Genomic DNA, 26,434 nt, shown 5'->3' on the forward strand with positions numbered 1-26,434 from the left:
TCGAAACGATATCTCCTGCCGAAGGGGGACCCACCATGGACGATCTATTGCAACGCGTACGGCGCTGCGAAGCGCTGCAGCAACCCGAATGGGGCGATCCGTCGCGCCTGCGCGACGTGCAGGCGTACCTGCGCGGCAGTCCGGCGCTGATCCGCGCCGGCGACATCCTGGCCCTGCGCGCGACCCTGGCGCGGGTCGCCCGCGGCGAGGCGCTGGTGGTGCAGTGCGGCGACTGCGCCGAGGACATGGACGACCACCATGCCGAGAACGTGGCGCGCAAGGCCGCCGTGCTGGAACTGCTGGCCGGCGCCCTGCGCCTGGCCGGCCGGCGGCCGGTGATCCGCGTCGGGCGCATCGCCGGGCAGTACGCCAAGCCGCGTTCCAAGCCGCACGAGCAGGTCGGCGAGCAGACCCTGCCGGTCTATCGCGGCGACATGGTCAACGGCCGCGAGGCCCATGCCGAGCAGCGCCGGGCCGATCCGCAGCGGATCCTCAAGGGCTACGCGGCGGCGCGCAACATCATGCGCCACCTGGGCTGGGACGCCGCGTCCGGGCAGGAGGCGAATGCCTCGCCGGTCTGGACCAGCCACGAGATGCTGCTGCTCGACTACGAGCTGTCGATGCTGCGCGAGGACGAGCAGCGCCGGGTCTATCTCGGTTCGACCCACTGGCCGTGGATCGGCGAGCGCACCCGCCAGGTCGACGGCGCCCATGTGGCGCTGCTGGCCGAGGTGCTCAACCCGGTGGCCTGCAAGGTCGGTCCGGAGATCGGCCGCGACCAGTTGCTGGCGCTCTGCGAGCGCCTCGACCCGCGCCGCGAGCCGGGGCGCCTGACGCTGATCGCGCGGATGGGCGCGCAGAAGGTCGGCGAGCGCCTGCCGCCGCTGGTGGAAGCGGTGCGCGCGGCCGGCCACCCGGTGATCTGGCTGAGCGACCCGATGCACGGCAACACCATCGTCGCGCCCTGCGGCAACAAGACCCGCCTGGTGCGCAGCATCGCCGAGGAGGTGGCGGCGTTCCGCCTGGCGGTGTCCGGCTCCGGCGGCGTGGCCGCCGGGCTGCACCTGGAGACCACCCCGGACGACGTCACCGAGTGCGTCGCCGATTCCAGCGGCCTGCACCAGGTCAGCCGGCACTACACCAGCCTCTGCGATCCGCGGCTGAACCCCTGGCAGGCGCTCAGCGCGGTGATGGCCTGGTCCGGCGCAGAAGCGATCCCGAGCGCAACCTTCCCCCTGGAGACCGTGGCATGAGCGGCATTCCCGAAATCACCGCCTATCCCTTGCCGACCGCCCAGCAGCTGCCGGCCAACCTGGCGCGCTGGAGCCTGGAGCCGCGGCGCGCGGTGCTGCTGGTGCACGACATGCAGCGCTACTTCCTGCGCCCGCTGCCCGAGAGCCTGCGCGCCGGGCTGGTGGCCAACGCCGCGCGGCTGCGCCGCTGGTGCGTCGAGCAGGGCGTGCAGATCGCCTACACCGCCCAGCCGGGCAGCATGACCGAGGAGCAGCGCGGCCTGCTCAAGGACTTCTGGGGGCCGGGCATGCGCGCCAGTCCGGCCGACCGCGAGGTGGTCGAGGAGCTGGCGCCGGGGCCGGACGACTGGCTGCTGACCAAGTGGCGCTACAGCGCCTTCTTCCACTCCGACCTGCTCCAGCGGATGCGCGCCGCCGGCCGCGACCAGTTGGTGCTGTGCGGCGTATACGCCCACGTCGGGGTGCTGATCTCCACGGTCGACGCCTACTCCAACGACATCCAGCCGTTCCTGGTGGCCGACGCCATCGCCGACTTCAGCGAGGCGCACCACCGCATGGCCCTGGAATACGCCGCCAGCCGCTGCGCGATGGTGGTCACCACCGACGAGGTGCTGGAATGAACGCCCTGCCCACATCGCTGTTGCAGCGCCTGCTCGAACGGCCGGCGCCGTTCGCCTTGCTCTACCGCCCGGAAAGCAATGGCCCGGGCCTGCTCGACGTGATTCGCGGCGAGACGCTCGAACTGCACGGCCTGGCCGACCTGCCGCTGGACGAGCCCGGCCCGGGCCTGCCGCGCCATGACCTGCTGGCGCTGATTCCCTACCGGCAGATCGCCGAGCGCGGCTTCGAGGCGCTCGACGACGGCACGCCGCTGCTGGCGCTGAAGGTTCTGGAGCAGGAACTGCTGCCGTTGGAGCAGGCCCTGGCGCTGCTGCCGAACCAGGCGCTGGAACTGAGCGAGGAAGGTTTCGACCTCGACGACGAGGCCTACGCCGAAGTGGTCGGGCGGGTCATCGCCGACGAGATCGGTCGCGGCGAAGGCGCCAACTTCGTGATCAAGCGGCGCTTCCAGGCGCGCATCGACGGCTACGCCACGGCCAGCGCGCTGAGTTTCTTCCGCCAGTTGCTGCTGCGCGAGAAGGGCGCCTACTGGACCTTCATCGTCCACACCGGCGAACGCACCCTGGTCGGCGCCTCGCCCGAGCGACACATCAGCGTGCGCGACGGCCTGGCGGTGATGAACCCGATCAGCGGCACCTACCGCTACCCGCCGGCCGGGCCGAACCTGGCCGAGGTCATGGAATTCCTCGACAACCGCAAGGAAGCCGACGAGCTGTACATGGTGGTGGACGAGGAGCTGAAGATGATGGCGCGGATCTGCGAGGACGGCGGCCGGGTGCTCGGTCCCTACCTCAAGGAGATGGCGCACCTGGCGCACACCGAGTACTTCATCGAGGGCCAGACCAGCCGCGACGTGCGCGAGGTGCTGCGCGAGACGCTGTTCGCCCCGACCGTCACCGGCAGCCCGCTGGAAAGCGCCTGCCGGGTGATCCGCCGCTACGAGCCGCAGGGTCGCGGCTACTACAGCGGGGTGGCGGCGCTGATCGGCGGCGATGGCCAGGGCGGGCGCACGCTGGACTCGGCGATCCTGATCCGCACTGCCGAGATCGAGGGCGACGGCCGCCTGCGCATCGGCGTCGGCTCGACCATCGTGCGTCACTCCGATCCCCTGGGCGAGGCGGCGGAAAGCCGGGCCAAGGCTTCCGGGCTGATCGCCGCGCTGAAGAGCCAGGCGCCGCAGCGCCTGGGCTCGCACCCGCACGTGGTGGCGGCGCTGGCCAGCCGCAACGCGCCGATCGCCGACTTCTGGCTGCGCGGCGCCAGCGAGCGCCAGCAGTTGCAGGCCGACCTGTCCGGACGCGAGGTGCTGATCGTCGACGCCGAGGACACCTTCACCTCGATGATCGCCAAGCAGCTCAAGTCGCTGGGCCTGACGGTGACCGTGCGCGGCTTCCAGGAGCCGTACTCGTTCGACGGCTACGACCTGGTGATCATGGGCCCCGGCCCGGGCAACCCCACCGAGATCGGCCAGCCGAAGATCGGCCACCTGCACCTGGCCATCCGTTCGCTGCTCAGCGAGCGCCGGCCGTTCCTCGCCGTGTGCCTGAGCCACCAGGTGCTGAGCCTGTGCCTGGGCCTGGACCTGCAACGCCGGCAGGAACCCAACCAGGGCGTGCAGAAACAGATCGACCTGTTCGGCGCCGCCGAGCGCGTCGGCTTCTACAACACCTTCGCCGCGCGCGCCCTGCAGGACCGCATCGAGATCCCCGAGGTCGGCCCGATCGAGATCAGCCGCGACCGCGAGACCGGCGAGGTCCACGCCCTGCGCGGGCCGCGCTTCGCCTCCATGCAATTCCATCCCGAATCGGTGCTGACCCGCGAGGGTCCGCGCATCATCGCCGACCTGCTGCGCCACGCGCTGGTCGAGCGGCGGCCCTGAGCCAGGAGAGCCCATGCACAGATATGTCGTGATAGACGCCTTCGCCAGCGAACCGCTGCAAGGCAACCCGGTGGCGGTGTTCTTCGACTGCGACGACCTCAGCGGCGAGCGCATGCAGCGCATGGCGCGGGAGATGAACCTGTCGGAGAGTACCTTCGTGCTCCGCCCGCAACAGGACGGCGACGCGCGCATCCGCATCTTCACCCCGGTCAACGAACTGCCGTTCGCCGGCCACCCGCTGCTGGGCACCGCCATCGCCCTGGGCGCCGAGACCGACAAGGACAGGCTGTTCCTGGAGACCAGGATGGGCACCGTGCCCTTCGCCCTGGAGCGCCAGGACGGCAAGGTGGTGGCCTGCAGCATGCAGCAGCCGATCCCCACCTGGGAGCACTTCAGCCGCCCGGCCGAGCTGCTCGCCGCCCTCGGCCTGAAGGGCTCGACCTTTCCCATCGAGGTCTACCGCAACGGCCCGCGCCACGTGTTCGTCGGTCTGGAGAGCGTCGCCGCGCTGTCCGCGCTGCACCCCGACCACCGCGCGCTGTGCGACTTCCCGGACCTGGCGGTGAACTGCTTCGCCGGCGCCGGGCGGCACTGGCGCAGCCGCATGTTCTCGCCGGCCTATGGCGTGGTCGAGGACGCCGCCACCGGTTCCGCCGCCGGGCCGCTGGCGATCCACCTGGCGCGCCACCGGCAGATCCCCTACGGGCAGCAGATCGAGATCCTCCAGGGCGTCGAGATCGGCCGGCCGTCGCGCATGTACGCCCGCGCCGAGGGCGCCGGCGAGCGGGTCTCGGCGGTGGAAGTGTCGGGCAACGGCGCGGCCTTCGCCGAAGGCCGGGCCTACCTGTGAACGGGCAGAACGGAGGAACGCCGTGATGGGCGTCAACGCGAACATTTCCGAGTCCCTCACCGGGACCATCGAAGCCCCTTTCCCGGAGTTCGAGGCGCCGCCGGCGAACCCCATGGAGGTGCTGCGCAACTGGCTGGAACGCGCCCGCCGCTATGGCGTGCGCGAGCCGCGGGCACTGGCCCTGGCCACGGTCGACGGGCAGGGCCGGCCGTCGACGCGGATCGTGGTAATCGCCGAACTCGGCGAACGCGGGGTGGTGTTCGCCACCCACGCCGATAGCCAGAAGGGCCGCGAACTGGCGCAGAACCCCTGGGCCTCGGGGGTGCTGTACTGGCGCGAGAGCAGCCAGCAGATCATCCTCAACGGCCGCGCCGAACGCCTGCCCGACGAGCGTGCCGACGCCCAGTGGCTGAGCCGCCCGTACCAGACCCACCCGATGTCGATCGCCTCGCGGCAGAGCGAAACCCTCGCCGACATCCACGCCCTGCGCGCCGAAGCCCGGCGCCTGGCGGAAACCGACGGCCCGCTGCCGCGCCCGCCGGGCTACTGCCTGTTCGAACTGTGCCTGGAGTCGGTGGAGTTCTGGGGCAACGGCACCGAGCGGCTGCACGAGCGCCTGCGCTACGACCGCGACGAAGGAGGCTGGAAGCACCGCTACCTGCAACCGTGACGACACCGCTGACCGCTGCGCCGGCGTTTCACGGCGGATATGCGTCCCGCGGCCCCGGAGTCGGGCCGTAGGGCGGATAACCGCAAGCGGTTATTCGCCCTACGCGGCCTCGAAGCTCACCCGTTTTACGGTGGATAACCGAATGCGGTCATGCGTACCGCGGCCTCGGAGCCGGGCTGTAGGGCGAATAACGCCACCGGCGTTATCCGCCGCTGCGCCGACGTTTCATCGCGGTAAACGGTCATCCGTCCCAGCCGAACACCCATCGATTCGAACACTCGAGAAAAGGAAGCACCCATGAGCGAACCCATCGATATCCTCATTGCCGGCGCCGGCATCGGCGGCCTCAGTTGCGCCCTGGCCCTGCACCAGGCCGGCATCGGCAAGGTCACGCTGCTGGAAAGCAGCAGCGAGATACGCCCCCTTGGCGTCGGCATCAATATCCAGCCGGCGGCGGTCGAGGCCCTCGCCGAACTGGGCCTCGGCCCGGCGCTGGCGGCCACCGCCATCCCCACCCACGAGCTGCGCTACATCGACCAGAGCGGCGCCACGGTATGGTCCGAGCCGCGCGGGGTGGAAGCCGGCAACGCCTATCCGCAGTACTCGATCCATCGCGGCGAACTGCAGATGATCCTGCTCGCCGCGGTGCGCGAGCGTCTCGGCCAACAGGCGGTACGCACCGGTCTCGGCGTGGAGCGCATCGAAGAGCGCGACGGCCGCGTACTGATCGGCGCCCGCGACGGACACGGCAAGCCCCTGGCGCTCGGTGCCGATGTGCTGGTCGGCGCCGACGGCATCCATTCGGCGGTCCGCGCGCACCTGCATCCCGACCAGGGGCCGCTGTCCCACGGTGGGATCACCATGTGGCGCGGCGTCACCGAGTTCGACCGCTTCCTCGACGGCAAGACCATGATCGTCGCCAACGACGAGCACTGGTCGCGCCTGGTCGCCTATCCGATCTCGGCGCGCCACGCGGCCGAAGGCAAGTCGCTGGTGAACTGGGTGTGCATGGTGCCGAGCGCCGCCGTCGGCCAGCTCGACAACGAGGCCGACTGGAACCGCAACGGACGCCTGGAAGACGTGTTGCCGTTCTTCGCCGACTGGGACCTGGGCTGGTTCGACATCCGCGACCTGCTGACCCGCAACCAGTTGATCCTGCAGTACCCGATGGTCGACCGCGATCCGCTGCCGCACTGGGGCCGGGGACGCATCACGCTGCTCGGCGACGCCGCCCACCTGATGTATCCGATGGGCGCCAACGGCGCTTCGCAGGCGATCCTCGACGGCATCGAGCTGGCCGCCGCGCTGGCGCGCAACGCCGACGTGGCCGCAGCCCTGCGCGAATACGAAGAAGCGCGGCGGCCGACCGCCAACAAGATCATCCTGGCCAACCGCGAACGGGAAAAAGAGGAATGGGCCGCGGCTTCGCGACCGAAGACCGAGAAGAGCGCGGCGCTGGAAGCGATCACCGGCAGCTACCGCAACCAGGTGGAACGGCCACGCTAGCAACACCGGGCAGGCCACCGCGCCTGCCCTCTCCCGTCCGCGGGAGAGGCGGCATCCGTGCGGGTGCCGGGCGCTGCGCGCCTATCGGCAGCGCCTCAGGCCTCTTCCGCCCGCCCTTTCCACTCCCCGCGCCCCTCGCCGGCCTGCAGGCGCAGGGCGAGCAGCAGGGCCAGCACCGCCAGGGCGCTGCCGGTGAGGAAACCGCCGGCATAGCCGATCTGCGCGGTGAGGCTGACCAGGAACGAAGACGCCAGCATCTCGCCGAGGTCTCGGGTGCTCTGCACCGCGGTGACATCGGTGCCGGCCTGGCCGCCCTGGCCGGCGAAGCGCATCGCCGCGGTGAGGATCGCCACCGAGGTGATGCCGGTAGCCAGCGAGCCGATCAGCACGCAGGTCCACGCCAATCCTTCACTCAGTGCCAACCAGCGACCGGCCTGCAGATACCAGAGCAGCGCCGAACAACCGGCGAGCACCACGCCAAGGGCGAAACCGCGCCACAGGCCGATCCGCCTGACCAGCCAGGCGCCGCCGCCGCAGCCGAGGAATACCGTGACCAGGCCACCGCTCATGCCCAGCCGGCCGATGTCCTGCAAGGCCCAGCCGGCATCGCTGAGGTACAGCTTGGACAGGCCGAAGCCGGACACCGCGGTCATCGCCGACAGCAGTGCCAGCGCCAGCAGCGAAGGCGCCAGCGGCCGACGCAGGAAGCGCAGCAGGCTGGCCTTGGCGGCCGGTGCCGGGGGGAGTTCGTGGGGGTCGCCGCGCCCCAGGGCGAGCACGCAGCACAGGCTTGCCAGCGGCACGCAGGCCATGACCAGGAACGCCGTGCGCTGGCCGAAATGCCCGGCGAGGATCAGGCTGCCGGCGCCGCCGCCGAAGAAGCCGATCATCACCCCGGCGATCTGTACCGCGTTGACCTTGGCCAGCAGCTCGCCGCTGAAGTGCTCCGCCGCCATGCCGTCGGTGGCGATGTCCTGGGTCGCGCTGGCCAGCGAAGCCAGCGCCAGCAGGCCGACCGCCCAACCGGCACTGGCCACGCCGAGGCCGAGCGTCGCCAGGCCGAGCAGGCAGGCGAGGACGATGCATTGCATCGGCAGGATCCAGCTACGCCGCCGGCCGAGACGGCGCGACCAATGGTTGTCGACCCAGGGCGCCCAGAGGAACTTGACCACCCAGGGCAGCCCCACCAGGGGCAGGAAGGCCAGCGCCTGCAATGGCGCGCCATCCTGGCGCAGGAGGGTGGGCAGGGCGTCCATGGCCAGGCCGATGGGAATGCCCTGGGACAGGTAGAGCAACGCCAGGGTGATGACCAGGCGGCGGTGGCGATACAGCTCAAGCATGGTGGTCTCCGGTGACACGGGGGTGGGCGGGTGGCGCGGCGGCGCGCGCCTGCATCCAGGCGTGCCGGATGAGCAGCGCGCCGCAGAGGATCAGGGTGAGGTCGGGGCCCAGGGCCGGCAGCCGGCCGCGAATGAGCCAGGGCGCCAGGTGCGCGACGGCGGCCGCCAGGCAGGCCAGCCCGGCGACGCCGAGCAATCCGCGCGCCAGCGGCCAGTCGCCCGGCAGCAGCAACGCCGCCAGACCAGCGACGCCCCACAGGACAAGGAACAGCCGCCCCGGCCAGGGTCCGGCGAGCAACTCCAAGGGCGCGAGTTGCAGCCCCAGCAGGAGCAACGCGGCCGCCGCCACCAGGCCGGCGCAGAAACCCTGGCTCAGGCGCTGCAACAGCCGTACGCGGGCGTCCGGCGCCGAGGCGCGTCGTTGCAGCCACAGGTACAGGCCGCTGACGCAGAGCAGGCAGGCGCCGAGGCCCATCGCCAGGTGCAGGCCGCGCAACGCGGCGGACCAGCCCGGCCCGAGCCACTGGTACTGGGCGAAATGCAACGGCTGCACGGCGATGAAGGCGCGCAGCCAGAAACCGCGCTGCGCCGAGCTGCGCTCGCCGAGCAGGGTGCCGTCGGCCAGCCGATAGCGGTGCCGCTCGAAGTTCGCGGTGCTCGGCAGGCCACGCCGGATACCGGCGATCTCCACGCTGCCGGCGACATCCCCGGCATGACTGAGGCTCAAACGCTGGGCGACGAAGCCGGGCGCCCGCACGGCATCGCCGGCAAGCAGGCGGTCGAGATCGATGCGGGACACCAATGGCCGCCCCTCGGCGGCGGGCGGCGGCGGTCCCATCAACTCGACGAACACCCGGTTCGGTTCCTGCGGGTAGGCCACCGGCGCCAGCAACAGGGTCCCGAGCGCACCCAGCCCGCTGAGCGCGCCGGTGAAACCGAACAACAGCAGCCAGGGCAGTCCCCAGATGCCGATCAGGCCATGCAGGTCGAACAGCGCCAGGCGCAGCCCGCGGTCCCGCCGCCAACGCCGCAGGTCGCGCCAGCGGCGGCTGTGCAGCAGCACGCCGGCCAGGCACAGCAGCAACAGCGATACGCCGAACAGGCTGACCAGCACCCGCCCGGGGAAGCCGACGAACAGGCTCTTGTGCAGGTTCAGCAGGAGGTCCAGCGCCGGCGTCGGCGGCAGCACCCGGCCACTGGCCGGGTCGAGGTCCAGCCGGCAGTCCAGGCGCGCATCGCAGACGCTGAAGGCGGCATGGCCGGGAGCGGGCAGCAGCAGGGTCGCATCGCCGATGTCGACGCCTTCCTCGCCCGCCCGCTCGAGCAGGCGCTCCAGCGCAAGGGCCTCTCCTCCCGCCTGCGCCGGGGCCCGCAGCCACTCGCGCAGGTCGTCGTGGCCAAGGCTCCAGGCGCCACTGAACAGCACCACGAACAGCAGCACGCCGAACAGCGCGCCGGCGCCACCGTGCAGCGAGAGCAGGAGAGGACGCGCCGCCACTTCAACCGCGCCCCGCCAGCAGCCACAGCGCCAGGCCCAGTGCCAGCAGGCTACCGCCCAGGCGCCAGGCGAGGTTGCCCGGACCACGCGCCAGCAACCCGCCGACAAGCAGCAACAAGCCCACCCCGAGCGCGCCGAAGAGCCCGGCGTAGAGACGCTCGAGCGGGTCGTCCAGGGGCAGCCCGCGAGTCAACAGATAACCGCTGGCGGCCGCCGCCGCCAGGCTGCCGGCGAGCGCCAGCGGAACCCGCCAGGCCCAGCCGAAGCCCGGCCGGCGCGGCATCAGAACGCGCCCCGCAGGCTGACGTTGAAGCTGCGCGGTTCGCCGTAGCGGTTGTTCCAGTTGGGGTTGGACAGGCTCTGGTAGTAGGTCCGGTCGAACAGGTTGTTGACGTTGACCGCCGCCGTCCAGTGCTCGTCGATCTTGTAGCCCAGGCGCATGTTGACCAGTGCGTAGCCGCCCTGGCGCATGCTCACGCCACGGTAGTCGACGCTGTAGTCGCTCTGCGCCTGGAGTCCGCCGCCGACGCTCCAGCGCCGATCCTGCCAGGGCAGGTCGTAGTTGCTCCACAGGCGCAGCAGGTGCCTCGGGGTGAAGGTGGAGTAGCGCGTCCCCGAGTCGTTCTGGCTGTCCTTGAGGTACTCGGTGCTGGTGTAGGTGTAGCCGGCCGAGAGACTCCAGTAGGGCGTCAGGTAGCCGGTGCCTTCCAGCTCGAAGCCCTGGCTGCGCACCTTGCCGCCGCTGATGTAGAACGGATTGTTGGGCGGCCCCGGATGGTCCGGGTCTTCCTGCGGATTGTTCTCCAGGTCGATGCGGAACGCCGCCAGCGACAGGTTCAGGCGGCCGTCGGCCAGTTCGCCCTTGATCCCGGTTTCGTAGGTCTTGCCTTCCACCGGGCTCAACGGCTCGCTGTTCCAGGTCTGGCGATCCGCCTGCGGCTGGTAGACCTCGGCGTAGCTGACATACCACGACCAGTCCCTGGCGAAGTCCCAGATCAGCCCGCCGTAGGGCGTGAACTGGCGACCGGGCTTGAAGCGAGTGGCCGGGGTGTCCTGGTCCCACCAGCTTTCGCGGCCGCCGACCACCAGGGTCAGCGGCTCGGCGAGCTTGATCCGACCCAGGGCATAGAGGCCTTTCTGGGTGGTGGTGGTGGTGCCCGGCGAAGTGTACTGGCCGATCTGCGGGCGCGGCACGCCGTGCGGGTCCCAGCGGTAGACATTGACCGGGGTGTTCGGCAGGTTGAGGAAGCGCGCGGTGTCCTGGCGGGTCTCGCCCTGGGCGTAGGTGACCCCACCGAGCAGTTCGTGGGTCAGGCCGAACAGTCGCACCGGCCCATTGAGGTTGGCGTCGAGGCTGCGCTGGATGCTCTTGAACTTGTAGGCGGCGCCCATCAGCTGGCCACCGTCGCCGGTCTGCGGGTCGATGGCGCCGAAGGAGCCGGCGTAACGCAGGCGCGAATCGGCTTCCTGGTATTCGGCGCTGACCTTGCCTTTCCAGCCGCCGCCCAGTTGCTGTTCGAGGGAGCCGAAGGCGCGGTAGGTGTCCCACTTGAAGCGGTCCCAGTCGACATCGAGGTAGGTGTCGCGGGACAGCCCGAGATTGGACCCATCCTTGGCCATCGGTACCCCGGCCATGTTGGTGATCGAGTCGATGTGCTGGTATTGCGCACCGACGGTGAGCAGGGTGTCGGGGCTCAGGTCGAACTCGGTCACCCCGTAGAGCAGGCGGGTGCCCTGGTCGGCCACGTCGTAGAAGTAGTCGCGGTCCTCGTAGGCGGCCACCGCTCGGCCGCGCACGTTGCCGCTGGCGCTCAGCGGGCCGCCGACGTCGACCTCGGCGCGGTAGCGGTCCCAGCGCCCGGCGCTGAGGGTGGTGCTGGCGGCGAATTCGCGCTGCGGCCGCTTGCGCACCAGGTTGACGGTGGCCGCCGGGTTGCCGGTGCCATGCAGCAGTCCGTTGGAGCCGCGAAGGATCTCGACCCGCTCGTAGATCGCCATGTCCTGCGGCGAACTGGCAGTATTGCCAAGCAGCGCCGGCACCCCGTCCAGCTCGAAGGAGTCGACCTTGAAGCCGCGCACGTAGTAGGCGGTGGTCAGCAGCTGGAACGGCTGCACGGTGACCCCGGTGGCCTGCTGCATGGCTTCGTCGAGGCTGAACAGATTCTGCTGTTCGAGGCGCTCATGGTCGATGACGCTGGCGGACTGCGGCAGCTCGCGCGGCTTGAGCGGCACCTTGCCCAGGGTAGTCACCCCCGGCGGCTGGGTGGCAGACGTGCTTTCTCCGCTGATCACCATGTCCGGCAGTTCCGTCTCGCCGTCCTTGCGCGCGTCGGCCACGGCCGCCGCCAGCGGACTCAGCGCCAGCAGCAGCCCCAGGCACAACGGGGTGTGCCGATTGCGGGCGATGCCCTGGCGTCCCTTGATCACCTTCGTCTCCGTTTTCATCGTTCGAACAGCCTCGGGGGATATACGATTTGATAATGCTTATCATTATGAAGAAATCGTCTCCGGGGCTTTTTCGATTGCCGGTCTTTCTCTATCGATCCACGACCGTCGCGGAACTTTCCTCGCCCGCCAGCCCGACGAAACCGGCATACCAGTCGTCCCGGACAAGCAGATCGGCGTGACGTCCGCTGAGGCGCAGGCGCCCCTCCTCCAGCAGCAGTACCTGGTCGGCCTGACGCGCCAGCGCCGGGCGGTGGGTCACTACCAGCAGGGTGCGCCGGCCGCGCAACCCGAGCAGGCTGCGCAGCACCTGCGCCTCGCTGGCGGCGTCGAGGCTGGCGGTGGGCTCGTCGAGCAGCAGCAACGGCGCTGCCGAGAGCAGCCCGCGAGCCAGGCACAGGCGTTGCCGCTGGCCGCCGGACAGCAGCGCGCCGCCGGGACCGACATCGCTGTCCCAGCCCTGCGGCCAGGCCTCGATCTCTTCCAGCAGGCCAACCGCCCGCGCCGCCTCGCGCAGCGCTTCGAGATCGGCGTCCGCTCGCGCCATGCGCAGGTTCCAGGCAACGCTGCCGCGGAACAGGCCGTTGTCCTGGAACACCAGGTTGCGACTGGCGGCGAGGGTCGTTTCGCTCAACCGGCGGATATCCACGCCACCCAGCAGGACACGCCCGGCATCGACGTCGTAGAGCCGCCCGAGCAGCGCCAGCAGACTGCTCTTGCCGGCCCCGGAGGGTCCGACGAGGACGTTCAGCGAACCCGGCTCCAGCCTCAGGGAAATGTCCTCGAGCAAGGCGCGGCCATCTTCCAGACGCAATTCCACGGCCTCGGCCGCCAGGCTGGCGTCGTGCGGCCGCTCGCCCGGCTCGGGACTGCGCAGCGGAGCCAGGGCGAAAACCCGCAGCAGGGTGTCCAGCGCCTGCCAGGCGCCGCGCAACGCCTGGTCGAGATGGGTGAGCTGGGCCAGCGGCTCGATGAAGCGCACCAGCAGCACCAGCACGGCCACCAGCCGCGCGCCGTCCAGCCATTGCCGCTCCACCGCCCAGGCGCCGCCGAGCAGGGCGAAGGCGAACGCCGCCTGCACCGCCAGGGCGAAGCCGAGGCCGCTGGGCAGGCTGCGCCGCAACAGTTCCAGGGTGCTGCGGCGGAGACTGCGCAAGGCCTCTTCCAGCCCCTGGCGGGCGACGCTTTCGCGCTGCGCCGCGCGCAGCAGCGGCTGGCGTTCGGCGAACGCCTGCAACTGCCGTGCGGCGTCGCGCTCGGCGGCCAGCCGGGCATCCTCCGCCGCCAGATTGCGCCGCCCGCTCCAGCGCAACAGCGCGGCGAAGACGGCACCGGCAAGGAGCAGGCCGAGGGCGATGGACGGGTCGATCAGGAACAGCCCGAGGATCACCCCGAGCGGCGTCACCAACGCGGCGACCAGCGGCCCCAGCAGGTGCGCCGGAATGCCCATCGCCTGCATCACCGGGCCGCGCAGCAGGCCTTCGGCCGGCGCGACCCGGCGCAGCGCCGGCGGCGCCAGGCGCGGCAAGCGCGCCACCAGGCTGCGCACCAGTCCAGCCGCCAGCGAGCCGCCGGCGGCGAAACCGCGACGCAGGGCCAGGTACTGCAACAGCGCCTGCGCCAGGCTCAAGCCGAGCAACGCGGCGACCCAGCGCCAGGGCAACGCGCCTTCGGCGAACCAGGCCTCGACCAACGGCACCAGCAATACGCCGCAAGCGGCGTCCAGCAGCGCCGCCAGGACCGCCCAGGCGCTCGCCCGGCGCAACGCGGCACGGCAGTCTTCGGGCAGCGCACGCATTCGTTCGAACAGGGTCATGCCGCCACCTCCGCGCCGTTCTGTTCACGCCACAAGCGCGCATAGGCGCCGTCCGCCGCCAACAGCGCCGCGTGCTCGCCGCGTTCGACCAGACGGCCAGCGACCAGCATCAGGATCAGGTCGGCATCGCTGACTTCGGCCAGACGATGGGCGACGATCACCCGGGTCCGGCCGCCGCCACGCTCGCGCAGGTTGCGCAGGACCTGCCGGGCGGTCTGCGGATCCAGCGCCGAGGTCGGCTCGTCGAGCAGCAACAGGCGCGCCGGCGATAACAGCGCACGGGCCAGGGCCAGTCGTTGCAGTTCGCCGCCGGACAGTTGCAGGTCGCGTCCCGGCACGCTGTCGTAGCCACGCGGCAGGGCCATGATGCGCTCGTCGAGGCAGGCGTCACGGGCCGCCTGGCGAATCTCCTGGAGATCGGCATCGGGGCGGAACAGGGCGATGTTGTCGGCCAGGGATATCTCCAGCGCCGCCGCCTGCTGGCCGACCAGCGCGATATGCCGATGGCGCACGGCATCGGGCATGTCCTTCAGTGCCAGGCCGCCAATCTCCAGTTCGCCGCGCTGCGCGTCCATGTAGCGCGCCAGCAGGTGCAGCAGGGTGCTCTTGCCGGAGCCCGAGGGACCGACCAGGGCCACCAGGTTGCCATCCTTCAGCTCCAGATCGATATCGGCCAGGACCTCCACGCCCTCGTAGGCATGGCCCAGGCCGTGCAGCGCCACCGCGCCATCGACCGGCTCGCGGGTCGAGCGGCCCTCGGCCAACGGCGCCTGGTCGAATACCTGCTGCAGGCGCTCGGCGGCGGCGCGCGCGCCCAGCAGCGCGTCGCCGCCGTGGCCGAGCGCCTGCACCGGGGCGGCCAGGGCCCGCAGCAGGAGCAGGAAGGCACAGGCCTGGCCGAGCGCCAGCGGCACGCCGAGGGCATCCAGGACCAGCGCGCCGAGCAGGACCCAGGCCAGCAGCCAGGGCGTCGACAACTGCACGTAGACCAGCGCGGCGAGGTGGCCGACCCGCTTCACCCAGGCGCCGAACGCTTCGCCGAAGGCCGCCGCCGACGCCTCGGCGCCCTGTTGTATGCCGGCGCCGGGGTACTGTCGGGCCAGCAGCAGGTTGTGGGCGAATTCGCCATAGTCCGCCGAGAGCCTTTCCAGCGCGGCGTTGCGCCGCAGCACCAGGTCGCGGTAGCGCGCCGAGCGCAGCAGCAGGAAGCCGGCGGCGGCCAGCACCAGCGGCAGCAGGCAGAACAGCAGCAGCCAGGGGTGCAGCCAGGCCAGCCAGAGCAACGCGACGAGCGGCACCACCAACAGGTTGCTGAGATCGTTGGGAGCGTGCGCGATCAGTTGGTGCAGGGCCCGCACGTCCTGCTCCACGAGGCGCGCCACGCCGTCCGGGCCCTGGCGACCGAACCAGTCCAGCGGCAGCCGTTGCAGGTGCGCCAGCAGGCGCAGGCGCAGGTCGTTGCAGAGGTCCGCGTCGACCCGGTGGGCCAGGTGCGCGGCCAGCGCCTGGCAGCCCAGCCAGGCCAGCACCGCCAGCAGCACCAGGGCCAGCAGGGCCGGCTGCGCCTGGCCGCGCGCCAGCGGCTCGGCGAGCCAGGCGAGAAGCATCCAGGGCAACAGCGAGCAGAGCCCGGCCAGGGCCTGCAACCCCATGGCCGCCGCCAGCCGCCAGCGATAGGTGCGCAGCAGGCGCCACAGCACCGGGGTCACGAGGCTTGCTCCAGCACCTGTTCCAGGCTCGCCGGCGCCAGCGACGCCGGCGGCGCCTCGGGGAAGCCAAGGCGCTCGCCGATCCGCTGCCACAGGGCGGCGACCTCCAGGCTGCGCTGGTTGCGCCGGCGCACCTCGTCGCCGTCGGCGAGCAGCGCCAGCGCCTCGGCCGCCGCCGCCGGCCACAGGCGCTGGTGCACCTGGGCCCAGCTGCACGGTTCGGCATACCAGAGCTGGGCGCTGGGCAGCGGTTCGCCGGCTATCTCGTCGAACAACGCGAACAGGCCGTCGTCATCCTCTGCCGGTACCGCCACCGCAGGCGTCCACAACAACGGGCCATGGGGGCTGAGCAGGCTCAGCGTGCCGCGATCGGTGGTCAGGCTGACGCGCTGCAACAAGGTCATGCGCCCATCGTCGGCGGCCGCCAGTTCGTTGAGCACGTGCAGGCTCAACGGCACTTCCGCCAACACCAGGGATAGCCCGCGCATCGCCGACAGGTCGTTCGAGGGCGACTCCAGCGACCAGGGGCCGACGCCCTCCAGCAACGCGGCGAGGATGTCCAGGGTGGCGAAACCGACCTGCACCCCGCAGGCCGCGTCCAGGTGGCGGATGCCGCGCCGGTGGTGCAACTGGCGGCCCAGTTCGATGAAACGCGCCACCGCCGGCAACTGCGGATAGAAGGTGTTGAGCAGGCAGCGCCGGCCCAGGCGCTCGGCGCTGCGCAGCAGGTCCTGCCATTCGCGCGGCAGCAACGGATGCTCGATCAGCACGTCGATGCCACGCGCCATCAGCGCCTCGGCCAGCGCCGGGCCCTGCTCGCCGCGTGCCGCGCCGCCGACCGCGACGCAGGCCAGGCGGACATCGTCAGGCAACGCCTCGACCTCGCACCAGGTCTCCACCCCGAGGCGCTCGGCCAACGCCCGCGAACGCCGGCTGCCCTGGCCAAGGATCCCGCGCAGGACGAAGCGCGGATCGGCGGCGACGCCGGCGGCATAGAACTGGCCGAACCGGGAACCGGCGACCACCACGGAACGGACGTCGCTCATCGGCTCGCCTCCTCTGGCATGGGTTTCGACAGGGATTGCGCCAGGGCTTCGCCCAGGCAGTCGAAGTGCCCGCCGGGCACCTCGTGGATGCCGCACGCGCCGAGCGCGGCGGCCCGCCATTGGGTCTCCAGGGCCTCGGCGTAGCACGGCACCAATGGGTTGCCGGCGTCCGGCACGAACAGCCGCAGCGCGCCGACGTAGGGCTCCGGCGCCGCGGCCTGGCTGGCACGCACCGAGTGGCAGAACAGTCGGTAGAGGGTGTCGCGTTCGACGCTGGCGGCGTCGGCGCTACCGCTGGCCGCCTGTAGCACGCGGCCGCGCAGGGCGACGAGATCGGCCAGGCCCGGTAGCTCCGCCAGCGCCTCGGCGCCCAGGCGCTCCGGTGTCTGCGCGAGCGCCGCCTGCACCGCCTGGCCGAGACGTTCCGGCGCGGGGAAGCCGAGCGCCGCGGTATCCAGTCCGAGGGTCGCGGCGAAGCTGAACAACAGCAGGCGCTCGTCGTCCACCCGGTAGGGAATCCGGTAGCTGGAGACGATATCCAGCTGGCGCACGCGCACCCCGCGCTGGACCAGGGACTTGGCGGTCTCCAGGGCGACCAGCCCGCCGGAGCAGTAGCCGAGCAGGTCAACCTCACGCAGCCCGGCGCCATGGAGCGCCTCAGCGTAGCGGCGGCCGAGGCAGGCGTTGAGATGCTCGGCGGGGATCGCCAGGTAGGCGTCGCTGTCATGCACGGCCAGGCCCAGCAACGGCCGCCCCTCACCCAGGGCGCGAAGCAGCGGGCGGTACGGCAGCAGCGTGCCGAGGCCTTCGTGGACCAGCACCCTCGGCACGCCCTCGCCGGGCACCAGGCGCACCAGCGGGTCGAGCGCCACCGCGCCCTCGGCGAGCGGTGCGCGCGACATGCCGGTCTGCGCCGGGGCGACGCCGCGCGCCGCGGCCAGGGCTGGCCCACGGCCCTCTTCCGGCGCGCTGCGCAGGCGTTCGGCCAGGCCGCGCGGCGTCGGCTGGCTGAGCGCCCAGCGTAGCAGGCGATCGAACGGATGCCGGCGGGCGCTTTCCAGTCGTTCGCGCAAACGGGCGATCAACTGGGCGATCAACAGCGAGTCGCCGCCAGCCCCGAAGAAGTCTTGCTCGACGCCCAGCGACGGGTTGTCCAGCACCTCCCGCCAGAGTGCCAGCAGCGCATTCTCCAGTTCGTCGGCCGGTGCCTGCGCGACGCCATGCCGAAGGTCCGCCTGGGGCTGGCGGGCAAAGCCGGTCAGGGCCTTGCGGTCGATCTTGCCGTTGCCGGTGACCGGCAGGCGTTCGAGCACGCGCAACTGCGCCGGGAGCATGTAGCGCGGCACCCGCGCTTCGACGAAGGCCAGCAGCTCGGCCGGCTCCAGGCGGGCGCGGTCGGTCTTGCAGCGAGCCAGCAGGACATCGTAGCCAAGCAGGTCGAGAGCGCTGCCCGGCGGCACCACCCCACAAGCCAGGTCGCCACCCTGTGCCGCCAGCCACTCCAGCCATTGCCCGGTGTGGACGAACAGTTGGCGGCGCTCGTCGCGGAGGTCGCGCGGGTTTTCCATCATCAGGCTCTGGCTGACGCTGATCTCGTTGTGCTCGCGCGTCAGTTCCTGGATCACCAGCCAGGCGTCGGCGCTCAGCAACTCGCGCAGGCCGGCCAGCAGCGCCGGGGTGTCCAGCGCGTTGTTCAAGGCCCCGGAGCTAAGCAGGATATCCACCGAATGCGGCGCCACGCCCTGGTCGAGAAGATCGCCGTTCATGTCGAAGCGGCCGAAGCGTACCCACGGCTGGTCGGCGAAGCGCTCGCGGGCGGCGGCGAGGAAGTAGCTGGAAACGTCGGTGAACAGGTAGTCCACCTCCGCCCCTCGCTGCACCAGCGGCGCCAACCGGGCTATCACCGCGCGGCTGGCGGCGGCGGTGCCGGCGCCAAGCTCCAGCAGGCGCCAGCGCCGTTGCGGCTGGCGCTCGACGATGGCAGCGATGGCCTCGGCCATCGCCTCGTGCAGCGCCTGGGCATGCAGGCCCTGGCTGTACATGGCCTCGGCGATGCGCGCCGAGCCCTGCGGGAACATCAGCGCCGCCGGGCTGATCCGCCCGGCCAGTTGCTCGCCGAGGGATTGCGCGCTGTCACGCAGGTAGGCGACCAGCTCGGCCGGCCAGAGCGCCGCCGGCGCGCAGCCGGCGAACGCCGTCCAGGCGTCCTCCGGACTCTGCGCGGGACGCTCGGCGCAGCCCAGCCAGCCCTCGCCCTCGGCGCGCAGGTAGCCGCCCTCCTCCAGCTGGCACAACCAGTGGCGCAGCAGGCGCTGGCGCGCCTCGGCGATACCCAGGCGCTGGCACAGGGTGGCGAAGTCCAGCGGCGTCGCACTGGCGAACAGACCGCTGCCGGCCAGCCAGGCGGCCAACGAGGCGAGGCAGGCACGGTCGAGTGCGGCCACCGCCGCGGCGATGCCCTCCTCGCTGCCCCAGTCGCGGCGCAAGGCCTGGGCCGCCCGCTGGCGCACCGTGTCGAGCGCCGTGCGCGGGTCCTCGCCAGCCTCCGCCGGCGCATGCAGGGTGACGAAGCTGGCCAGGCTGCGCTCGTGGGTCTCGCCGAGCACCACGGTGGCCGCCAGGTTGACCTGCGGATGGGCGCACAGCGCGGCGTCCAGCTCGGCCAGTTCGATGCGGTGGCCGCGAATCTTCACCTGGTCGTCCTCGCGACCGAGGAACTCGATGCTGCCGTCGGCCAGGTAGCGGCCGAGGTCGCCGGTGCGATACAGGCGACGGCCATCGGGATGACGGACGAAGCGTTCGGCGGTGCGCTGCGGATCGCCGGCGTAGCCGAGCGCCAGGCCCACTCCGCCGATATGGATCTCGCCGCGCACGCCCGGCGGGCAGCGCCGCCCGCGGGCATCCAGGACTTCCACGCTCTGCCCACGCAGGGCACGGCCATAAGGGATGCTGGCCAGCTCGGTGTGCTGCGGGCGGATCGGCTGCTCGATCGACCAGATCGCCGCCTCGGTGGCGCCGCCCAGGCTGAACAGCGCGCTGTCCGGCCAGCGCCGCCACCAGCGGGTCGGCAGGCTGACCGGAATCCAGTCACCGGACCAGAGCACGCAGCGCGGTCCCGGCAGGTGGCGTTGCGGCTCGCTCTCCAGGTAATCGATGAGCATCTGGCCCTGGGCCGGCACCGAGTTCCACAGGGTGATGGCGTGGCGTTCCAGCAGTTCCGCCCAATGCGAAGGATCGCTGCCGCGCGCCGGGTCCGGCAGGACCACCTGGGCCCCCGCCGCGGTGGCGCCGAAGAAGTCGTAGACCGAGAGGTCGAAGCTCAGCTCGGCGAGGCCGAGGACGCGGTCGTTGGCGTCGACGCCGTAGCGCTGGTTGATGTCGAGCAGCGTGTTGCTCACCGCTGCATGGCTGAGCATCACGCCCTTGGGCGTGCCGGTGGAGCCGGAGGTGTAGATCACGTAGGCGAGGTCGTCCGCCGCCACCTCCGCCGCGTGCGGTGGCGGCCAGGCGCTGTCGGCGGCCAGCCGGTCGATGGCCACGCAGGCGCAGCCGACGTCCGGGACATCGCTTTCCAGGCAGACCAGCGCGACCACTTCGGCGCTGGCGAGGATCGCCTGGCGCCGCAGCGGCGGCTGGCGGATGTCCACCGGCACATAGGCGGCACCGGCCTGGAGGATGCCGATCACCGCGACCAATTGCGCGGCGCTTTTCGGCAGCATCACCGCGACCCGCCGGCCACGGCCCGCGCCGTGCGCTTCCAGGACGCGGCGCAGGGCGCTGGCGTGCTGGGCGACCTGGCGATAGCTGTAGCTGCCGGCGGCATCGTGGATCACCGTGGCGTCGGGGGACAGCAGGGCACGCTCGGCGAAACCGGCGGCGATGCTCCGGGCACTACCGGGCAACGCCTGCGGCGGCGCCTCGACGGGTTCCGTGGCATCACCGTCGGTCCAGGCGCGCGGGCTCTGCGCCAGGCGCCGGAGCAGCCCGACGAAGTCGTCGAACATGGCTTCAGCCTGGCCCTCGGGGAACAACCCGAGGCGTATGTCCCAGCCGATCTCCAGGCCGCCGAACTGGTCGGTGACCTGGCAGTCCAGCCAGACCTGCGGGGTCTGGCTGATCATGTAGCGTGGCGCGCGCGGCGCCTCGCCATCGCCGAGCAGGCGCTGCACGCTGCCGATGCCACTGGTGAACACCACCGGCATCAGGTCGGCGCCGCGACCGCGCCGGCGCGCCAGTTCGCGCAGCAGGTCGACGCCGCTGAAGGTCGGGTGGTCGAGATCGTCGAACATCTGCTCGCCGATGCGTCGGGCACGCTCGACGAAACTGTCGCCGTGGCGGCTGTCCACCGCCAGCAGGCTGAGCGCGGTGAAGTCACCGAGCACCTGCGCCAGCTGCGGATGCAGCGGCGGCCGGTTGAGTACCGTCAGGTTGAGACAGAACGCCGGTGCCTGGCTCCAGCGACCGATGGTCTCGGCGAAGGCTGCCAGGGCCACGCCGGCAGCGCTCAGGCCGTGTTCGCCGGCGCGCGCGCCGAGCGCCTGCCAGGCGGCCTCGTCGAGGCGCGCGTGGAAGTGCCGGAAGCGCGTGGACCGGGTGTCCGGCTGCGCCCGCAGCGGCAGGTCGGGACGCCCCGGCAGCGCGTCGAGGCGCGCCAGCCACCAGTCGCGGTCGCGCTGCCAGGCCGGCGACTGGCGTCGACGCTGCTCGACGCCGACATAGTCGCGGAAGGTCGCCTCCAGCGGTTCCGCCGTCCATTGCGGATCGAGATAGCGGCGGCGCCATTCGCCAAGCAGCAATTGCAGGCTGGCGTAGTCGACCAGGGTGAAATCCACCGAGCAGTGCAGCACGCAGGCATCCTGGCCGATACTCAGCTCGGGGCGCAGGACCGGCCACTGGTCGAGCGCCGCGCAGGCGTGGTCGAGGCGTTCGCGGACCCGCTCCAGGTGCGCCTGGAAAGCGGCCTCGTCGAGCCCCGCGCAGGCATGTACGGTCAGCCGCTGCCAGGGCACCTCGGGCAGCACGCGCTGCCAGGCGTTGTCCTCGATCACCGCGCGCAGCATCGGGTGGCGCTCGACCATGGCGTTCCAGGCCGCCTCCAGGCGCGCCGGATCGGTGTCGGCCGGCCAGTCGTACTCGGCGTACAGCTGGCAGGCGTTACCGCCGTAGTCGAAGGCCGCCTGGCGGCCCAGCACGTAGGCGGCCTGCACCGGGGTCAGCGGGAAGCGCTGGTGGGCCAGGTCGGGTTCGGCGCGCCAGCCAGGGCCGCCCTCCAGGTGTTCCAGCAGAGCCTCGCGCTCGGCCCGCAGGCGCTCGGCGAGGCCGGCGTCGAGGGCGCCCTGGGGGGCGCGATAGCGCAGGCGGCCCGCCTCGCTCCAGAGTTCGATGCGCCGGCTGCGGCAGGTTTCCAGCAGTTCGCCGAGGCTCATAGCACGCCCTCTTCCAGTTGGGTTTCCTCGATTTCGACGGTCTGCGCCTGCAAGTGGCGGGCAAGACCGGCCAGGGTCGGCTGGCGATAGAAGTCGGCCATGCCCAGGCGTACGCCGAAACGCTCACGTATGCCGGCCAGCAGGCGGGTCGCCAGCAGGCTGTCGCCGCCGAGGCTGAAGAAGCTCGCCTCGCGACGACGCACCGGGCGTTTGAGAACCGCTTCCCAGCACTCGGCCAGCGCCTGCTCATGGGCTTCCAGCGGCTCCTCCGCCGAGGGCTCGTGACGACACTCACCGAGTGCGCGGGTCATGCTCTCGGCCAGGCGGCGACGATCGACCTTGCCATTGCCGTTCAACGGCAGGCTTGGCAGGCACCACAGGCGTTCGGGCCGCATCGCCTGGGGCAGGCGTTGCTCCAGGCCGGCCTGGAGCGCGGCGGCGTCGAGCCCGAGCCCCGGCGCCAGCGCCTCGACCAGGGCGATCCGTTCGCTGCGCCACAGGCAACGCGGCGCCAGTCCCGCAGCGGCGAGATCGGCCAACAGGCTCGGCAGCTCCGCCAGGCGCAGCGGCCGGTCGTCGAGCAAGGCCGCACCGAGCAGCGCCAGTGGCGACTCGCATAGCAGGTCCACCAGCAACAGGCGGCCCTGCGGGCGCAGCAGCGCCGCCGCCAGCGCCAGGCCTTCGCGGCTGGCCGCGTAGGTGTGCAGCGCGGCGAAGCTGATCACCCGGTCGTAGCGACCGAGGTGCTCGGCAGGTAGCAGGCCGTCATCCAGCGCCTGCACCGCGATCCGTTCCGGCAAGCGGGTGGCGGCGGCGTCGAGGAGGACGCGACTGCGTTCGAAGAGGGTCAGTTCCAGCCCCGGGCGCAACAGCGAGGCCATGCCCTGGTCGAGCCAGAGCCCGGCGCGGGTATCCAGCACCGCCACCCGCAGGCGTTCGCCGGCTGCCGGCGTCGGCAGCGCTTCGAGCAGGCGCGCCAGAGCCTCGCGGCCGTCCGGCAGGCGCGCGGCCACCGCCTGCGGCGCCAGCCAGGGATCGAGGAGCAGCGCGGCCGGCGCCTGTTCGCCGGCGAGCAGGCCGCGCAGAGCGTTGCCCATCGCGGTCAGCCCCGCGGCCTGCCAGCCGAGCCGGCGCAACGCCTCGTCGAGCGGCGGCAGCGCGCTGGCGGCGGAGTCCGCTAGCCAGTCCAGCCAGCGCCGGCGCAAACCGTCGTCTAGCTCCAGCGGCGCCTCCAGCAGCGCGCCGAGGATTTCCCGGGTGAGTACCGCCTCGGCCTCTGCCAGGCCGGCGAAGGGCTGTGCGGCCGGTAGTTCCATGGAGCCTTCGGCCCGTGGCGCCAGGCGCGGTACCAGCACCGCGCCGAGGCTCGCCACGCCACCGCCGAGCACCGCCGCGCAGGCGCTCTCCACGCCAGTCTGGGCGCACAGCGCGGCCTCCACCTCGCCCAACTCGATGCGCTGGCCGCGCACTTTCACCTGCTGGTCGACCCGACCGAGGAATTCCAGGGTACCGTCGCCCCAGTAGCGACCGCGATCGCCGGTGCGATACCAGCGGCCCTGGGCATCGTGGACGAAGCGCCGGGCGCTGAGTTCGGGATCGTTGCGATAACCGCGGGCCAGGCTGGCGCCGCCGATCCATAGCTCGCCGACCACCAGGTCCGGCACGTCGCGCCCGTGGGTGTCGACCACCCGGTAGGCCTGTCCCGGCAATGCCCGGCCGTAGGGAATCGAACGCCAGTGCGGCGGCACCGTATCGACGCTCTGCAGGTTCGACCAGATGCCCGCTTCGGTAGCGCCACCCAGCACATGCAGGCGGCAGCCTTCGGCACAACGTGGGCGCAGGCGGCCGGGCAGGTCCAGGGCCACCCAGTCGCCGGACAGCAGCACCGCCCGCAGACTGCGATAGTCGGCCTGGCTCGCCGGCAGGCTGAGGGCCATCTCCAGCAAGGCCGGCGCCGAGTTCCACAGGCTCACCGCATGCCGCTGGATAGCCTCCGCCCAGGCAGCGGCATCGCGCGCCTGTTCCTGGGCCGGCAGGACCAGGCTGGCACCGGCGCCGAGGCCGCCGAACAGGTCGAAGACCGACAGATCGAAGTCCAGCGCGGAGACCGCCAGCAAGCGATCCGATGCGTCCACCCGCAGCAGGTCGAGCAGCGCGTCGATGGTATTGATCGCCGCCGCGTGGCTGACCTCGACGCCCTTGGGCACCCCGGTGGAGCCCGAGGTGTAGATCACATAGGCGCTGGCCTGCGGCGCCAGCGGCACGGGGGCGGCCAGCGCCGGGCCGCGCAGCAGGCGCTGGACATCCAGGCGCGGCGGCAAGGCCTGCGGATCGTCCTCCTCGGTGATCGCCAGGCATACCCCGGCGGCCTCTTCGATCAGGCGCCGCCGTGCGGGCGGCTGGTCGATGTCCAGCGGCACGTAGCAGGCGCCTGCGGCGAGCACACCGAATACCGCCGCGACCTGCTGCGGTCCGCGCGGCAGGCTGACCTCGACCGCGTCGCCGGGGCGCACCCCGGCTTCGCGCAGGCCGCCGGCGATGCGCAGCGCACGCTCGGCCAGTTCGCCGCGGGTGACACGTTGGTCGCGATAGAGCAGCGCGTCGGCATCCGGCGCCTCGGCGGCGCGAAGGAAGAAGTCGCGATGCAGGGTGCGCGCCGTGGCGCATGCCGGCTGGCCGTTGAGCAGGGCCCGGCGCGCCTGCTGCGCCCAGGGCAACGGCAGATCGGCGGGCTGCTCCCAGGCGCTGTCGCAGAGACGCTGGAGCAGCCCCACGTAGGCTTCGAACATGGTTTCCGGCAGACCTTCGGGGAACAGGCCGACGACGCTGTCCCAGGCCAGCAGGATACCGTCGCCCACCCGGTAGAGCTGGTGGTCGAGCCAGACCTGCGGGGTCTGCGAGAGCATGTCGTGGAGATCGCCGAAAGCGTCGCGGAAGGCCGCCGGGACGAAGCCCTCCTCGCCCAGGTTGCTGGCGAACACCACCGGCGCCGAGCGCGGCTGGCCCCGCCGGCGCGCCTCGCGGAGCACCTCCAGGGCGGGGAATGCGGCGTGGTCGATGGCTCCGTGGAGGTTGCGCTGGAAGCTCTTCACCGCCTCGGCGAAGGACACCCCGGCCTGCATCCGGCACTCCAGCAGCAAGAGGGTGGTGAAGTCGGCGATCACTTCGCCGATACGCGGGTCGTCGGCATGCCGATCGAACAACGGCACGTTGAGGAGAAATTCCGCGCTTTCGCTCCAGCGCGCCAGGACCAGCGCGAAGGTGCAGCCGAACACGCTGGACAAGGTCACGCCATGCTGCGCGGCAAGACGCTCCAGGCGCCGGCTCTCGCCGGCGGAAAGCTGGAATGCCAGGCGCCGGGTGCGCGGCTGGCGGATGCTTTCCGGCGCGCAGGCCAACGGCAGGGCCGGCGCGTCCGGCAAGCGCGGCAGGCGTTCCAGCCAGTAGTCGCGGGCCCGCGCCGCGGCCTCGGCGCGTTGCGCCGCACGGCGCGCCAGGTAGTCGGCGAAATGCAGCGCCGGCGGCTCCGCCAGGCGCTCCGGCGCCAGGTAGGCAACGCCCAGTTCGGCCAGCAGCAGGCGCAGGCTTTCGACATCGGCGGCAAGCAGGTCGAGACTCAGCCAGAGGCGATCCTCGCCGCCCGGCATGCGCACCAGCCCGAGCAGGAACACCTGGCCACGCTCCACCGCCAGGCATTCATGGGCGCGCCAGTCGCGCAGCGCCTGCCAGTCGCGCTCGGCCTCGTCCACCTGCAAAGTGCGCCAGTCCTGCAGGTCGAAGCAGGACAGCGGCGGCGTCGGAAGGATCTGCTGGCGACCGTCGAAGAAGCGCGCCCGCAGCATCGGGTGGCGTTGACGCACGCACTCCGCCGCCGCGGCCAGGCGCTGCGGGTCGACATCCCGCGCGCGGAATTCCAGGAAGGCATGGCAGCTGACGTTGCCCAGCACCTCGCCGGCGCCACGTCCCAGCCAGTAGGCCTGCTGCACGGAAGACAGCTCGAACGGCTGGTCGCGATCCTGCGCCGCCGGCAGCGCGACCGTTGCCGGGGCGGACAGCCGGTCCGCGCAGGCCAGCAGGTCGAGCCAGGCCCCCAGGCAGGGGCGCTGCGCCAACTGGGCGAAGTCCAGCGTCGAGCCACGCGCGCGCAGGCGTTCCTGCAGGTACATCAGGCGGATCGAGTCGAGGCCGCAGCCCAGCAGGTCGTCGTCGTCCGCCAGGGCGCGCACGTCGGCAAGCGGTTCGCCGAGCAGGTCGGCGAGCTGCTCGGTCAGCCAGTCGCGCAGGGCGGTACGGGAATCGGGGGGCAGATCCATGGGGGCTCCCTAGGGCAAGCATCTGAGGTCGGTTGCCAGTTCCTGGCAACGATTATCAAATG

The 26,434-nt window shown here is 71.6% G+C and carries 15 protein-coding genes; 6 read left to right on the forward strand and 9 right to left on the reverse strand.

Annotation, left to right across the window (positions count from 1 at the left end):
• Nucleotides 1-35: 35 nt before the first annotated feature.
• The 6 genes from phzC (at nucleotide 36) to phzM (ending at nucleotide 6,779) form a co-directional block, all read left to right on the forward strand.
• Nucleotides 36-1,253 carry a phenazine biosynthesis protein PhzC gene (phzC, locus tag FOC67_RS22245; protein WP_003093621.1) on the forward strand — a complete coding sequence of 406 codons (1,218 nt, stop codon included), beginning with the start codon at nucleotides 36-38 and terminating at the stop codon, nucleotides 1,251-1,253.
• Nucleotides 1,250-1,873, forward strand: coding sequence for a phenazine biosynthesis protein PhzD (phzD, locus tag FOC67_RS22250; protein ID WP_003093625.1), 624 nt, complete (start codon nucleotides 1,250-1,252; stop codon nucleotides 1,871-1,873). Before phzC ends, phzD begins: the two co-directional genes overlap by 4 nt.
• Nucleotides 1,870-3,753, forward strand: coding sequence for a phenazine biosynthesis protein PhzE (gene phzE, locus FOC67_RS22255; protein ID WP_009316358.1), 1,884 nt, complete (start codon nucleotides 1,870-1,872; stop codon nucleotides 3,751-3,753). Before phzD ends, phzE begins: the two co-directional genes overlap by 4 nt.
• A 13-nt stretch (nucleotides 3,754-3,766) precedes the next feature.
• Nucleotides 3,767-4,603 carry a phenazine biosynthesis protein PhzF gene (gene phzF / locus FOC67_RS22260; protein ID WP_003093628.1) on the forward strand — a complete coding sequence of 279 codons (837 nt, stop codon included), beginning with the start codon at nucleotides 3,767-3,769 and terminating at the stop codon, nucleotides 4,601-4,603.
• Nucleotides 4,604-4,628: 25 nt separating this feature from the next.
• Nucleotides 4,629-5,273 (forward strand): phenazine biosynthesis FMN-dependent oxidase PhzG, encoded by a 645-nt coding sequence (phzG, locus tag FOC67_RS22265; protein ID WP_003112073.1) that lies wholly within the window; start codon nucleotides 4,629-4,631, stop codon nucleotides 5,271-5,273.
• Between the two features lie 297 nt (nucleotides 5,274-5,570).
• Entirely contained in the window at nucleotides 5,571-6,779 is a 1,209-nt protein-coding gene (gene phzM / locus FOC67_RS22270; protein ID WP_003093633.1) for a pyocyanin biosynthetic protein PhzM, read from the forward strand.
• A gap of 95 nt (nucleotides 6,780-6,874) precedes the next feature.
• On the opposite strand, the gene FOC67_RS22275 is transcribed toward phzM, so the two are convergent.
• The 9 genes from FOC67_RS22275 to pchE all read right to left on the reverse strand — a co-directional run bounded on the left by FOC67_RS22275 (nucleotide 6,875) and on the right by pchE (nucleotide 26,372).
• Nucleotides 6,875-8,119 (reverse strand): RhtX/FptX family siderophore transporter, encoded by a 1,245-nt coding sequence (locus tag FOC67_RS22275; protein ID WP_003112118.1) that lies wholly within the window; start codon nucleotides 8,117-8,119, stop codon nucleotides 6,875-6,877.
• Nucleotides 8,112-9,617 (reverse strand): PepSY domain-containing protein, encoded by a 1,506-nt coding sequence (locus FOC67_RS22280; protein WP_009316321.1) that lies wholly within the window; start codon nucleotides 9,615-9,617, stop codon nucleotides 8,112-8,114. Before FOC67_RS22280 ends, FOC67_RS22275 begins: the two co-directional genes overlap by 8 nt.
• 1 nt (nucleotide 9,618) lies before the next feature.
• On the reverse strand, nucleotides 9,619-9,900 hold the full coding sequence (locus FOC67_RS22285) for a hypothetical protein (protein ID WP_003093637.1): 282 nt from the start codon (nucleotides 9,898-9,900) through the stop codon (nucleotides 9,619-9,621).
• The gene (fptA, locus tag FOC67_RS22290; protein ID WP_003111969.1) at nucleotides 9,900-12,062 is read right to left on the reverse strand and encodes a Fe(3+)-pyochelin receptor FptA; all 2,163 of its coding nucleotides are present in this window, start codon (nucleotides 12,060-12,062) and stop codon (nucleotides 9,900-9,902) included. The genes FOC67_RS22285 and fptA overlap by 1 nt, the downstream gene beginning before the upstream one ends.
• Before the next feature lie 91 nt (nucleotides 12,063-12,153).
• A complete protein-coding gene (gene pchI / locus FOC67_RS22295; protein WP_073656143.1) occupies nucleotides 12,154-13,878 on the reverse strand; it encodes an ABC transporter ATP-binding protein PchI in 1,725 nt (574 codons plus the stop codon).
• Nucleotides 13,875-15,587: an ABC transporter ATP-binding protein PchH gene (pchH, locus tag FOC67_RS22300; protein ID WP_073656144.1), complete on the reverse strand. Its 1,713-nt coding sequence runs from the start codon at nucleotides 15,585-15,587 to the stop codon at nucleotides 13,875-13,877. The genes pchI and pchH overlap by 4 nt, the downstream gene beginning before the upstream one ends.
• Complete coding sequence (gene pchG, locus FOC67_RS22305; protein WP_003129320.1) at nucleotides 15,584-16,633, reverse strand: pyochelin biosynthesis thiazoline reductase PchG; 1,050 nt, start codon at nucleotides 16,631-16,633, stop codon at nucleotides 15,584-15,586. Before pchG ends, pchH begins: the two co-directional genes overlap by 4 nt.
• Nucleotides 16,630-22,059, reverse strand: coding sequence for a pyochelin non-ribosomal peptide synthetase PchF (gene pchF / locus FOC67_RS22310; RefSeq protein ID WP_174707750.1), 5,430 nt, complete (start codon nucleotides 22,057-22,059; stop codon nucleotides 16,630-16,632). Before pchF ends, pchG begins: the two co-directional genes overlap by 4 nt.
• Nucleotides 22,056-26,372, reverse strand: coding sequence for a pyochelin non-ribosomal peptide synthetase PchE (gene pchE / locus FOC67_RS22315; protein ID WP_009316326.1), 4,317 nt, complete (start codon nucleotides 26,370-26,372; stop codon nucleotides 22,056-22,058). The genes pchF and pchE overlap by 4 nt, the downstream gene beginning before the upstream one ends.
• Nucleotides 26,373-26,434: the final 62 nt, after the last annotated feature.

Source organism: Pseudomonas sp. FDAARGOS_761 (assembly GCF_013343155.1).
Lineage (GTDB): Bacteria > Pseudomonadota > Gammaproteobacteria > Pseudomonadales > Pseudomonadaceae > Pseudomonas > Pseudomonas aeruginosa.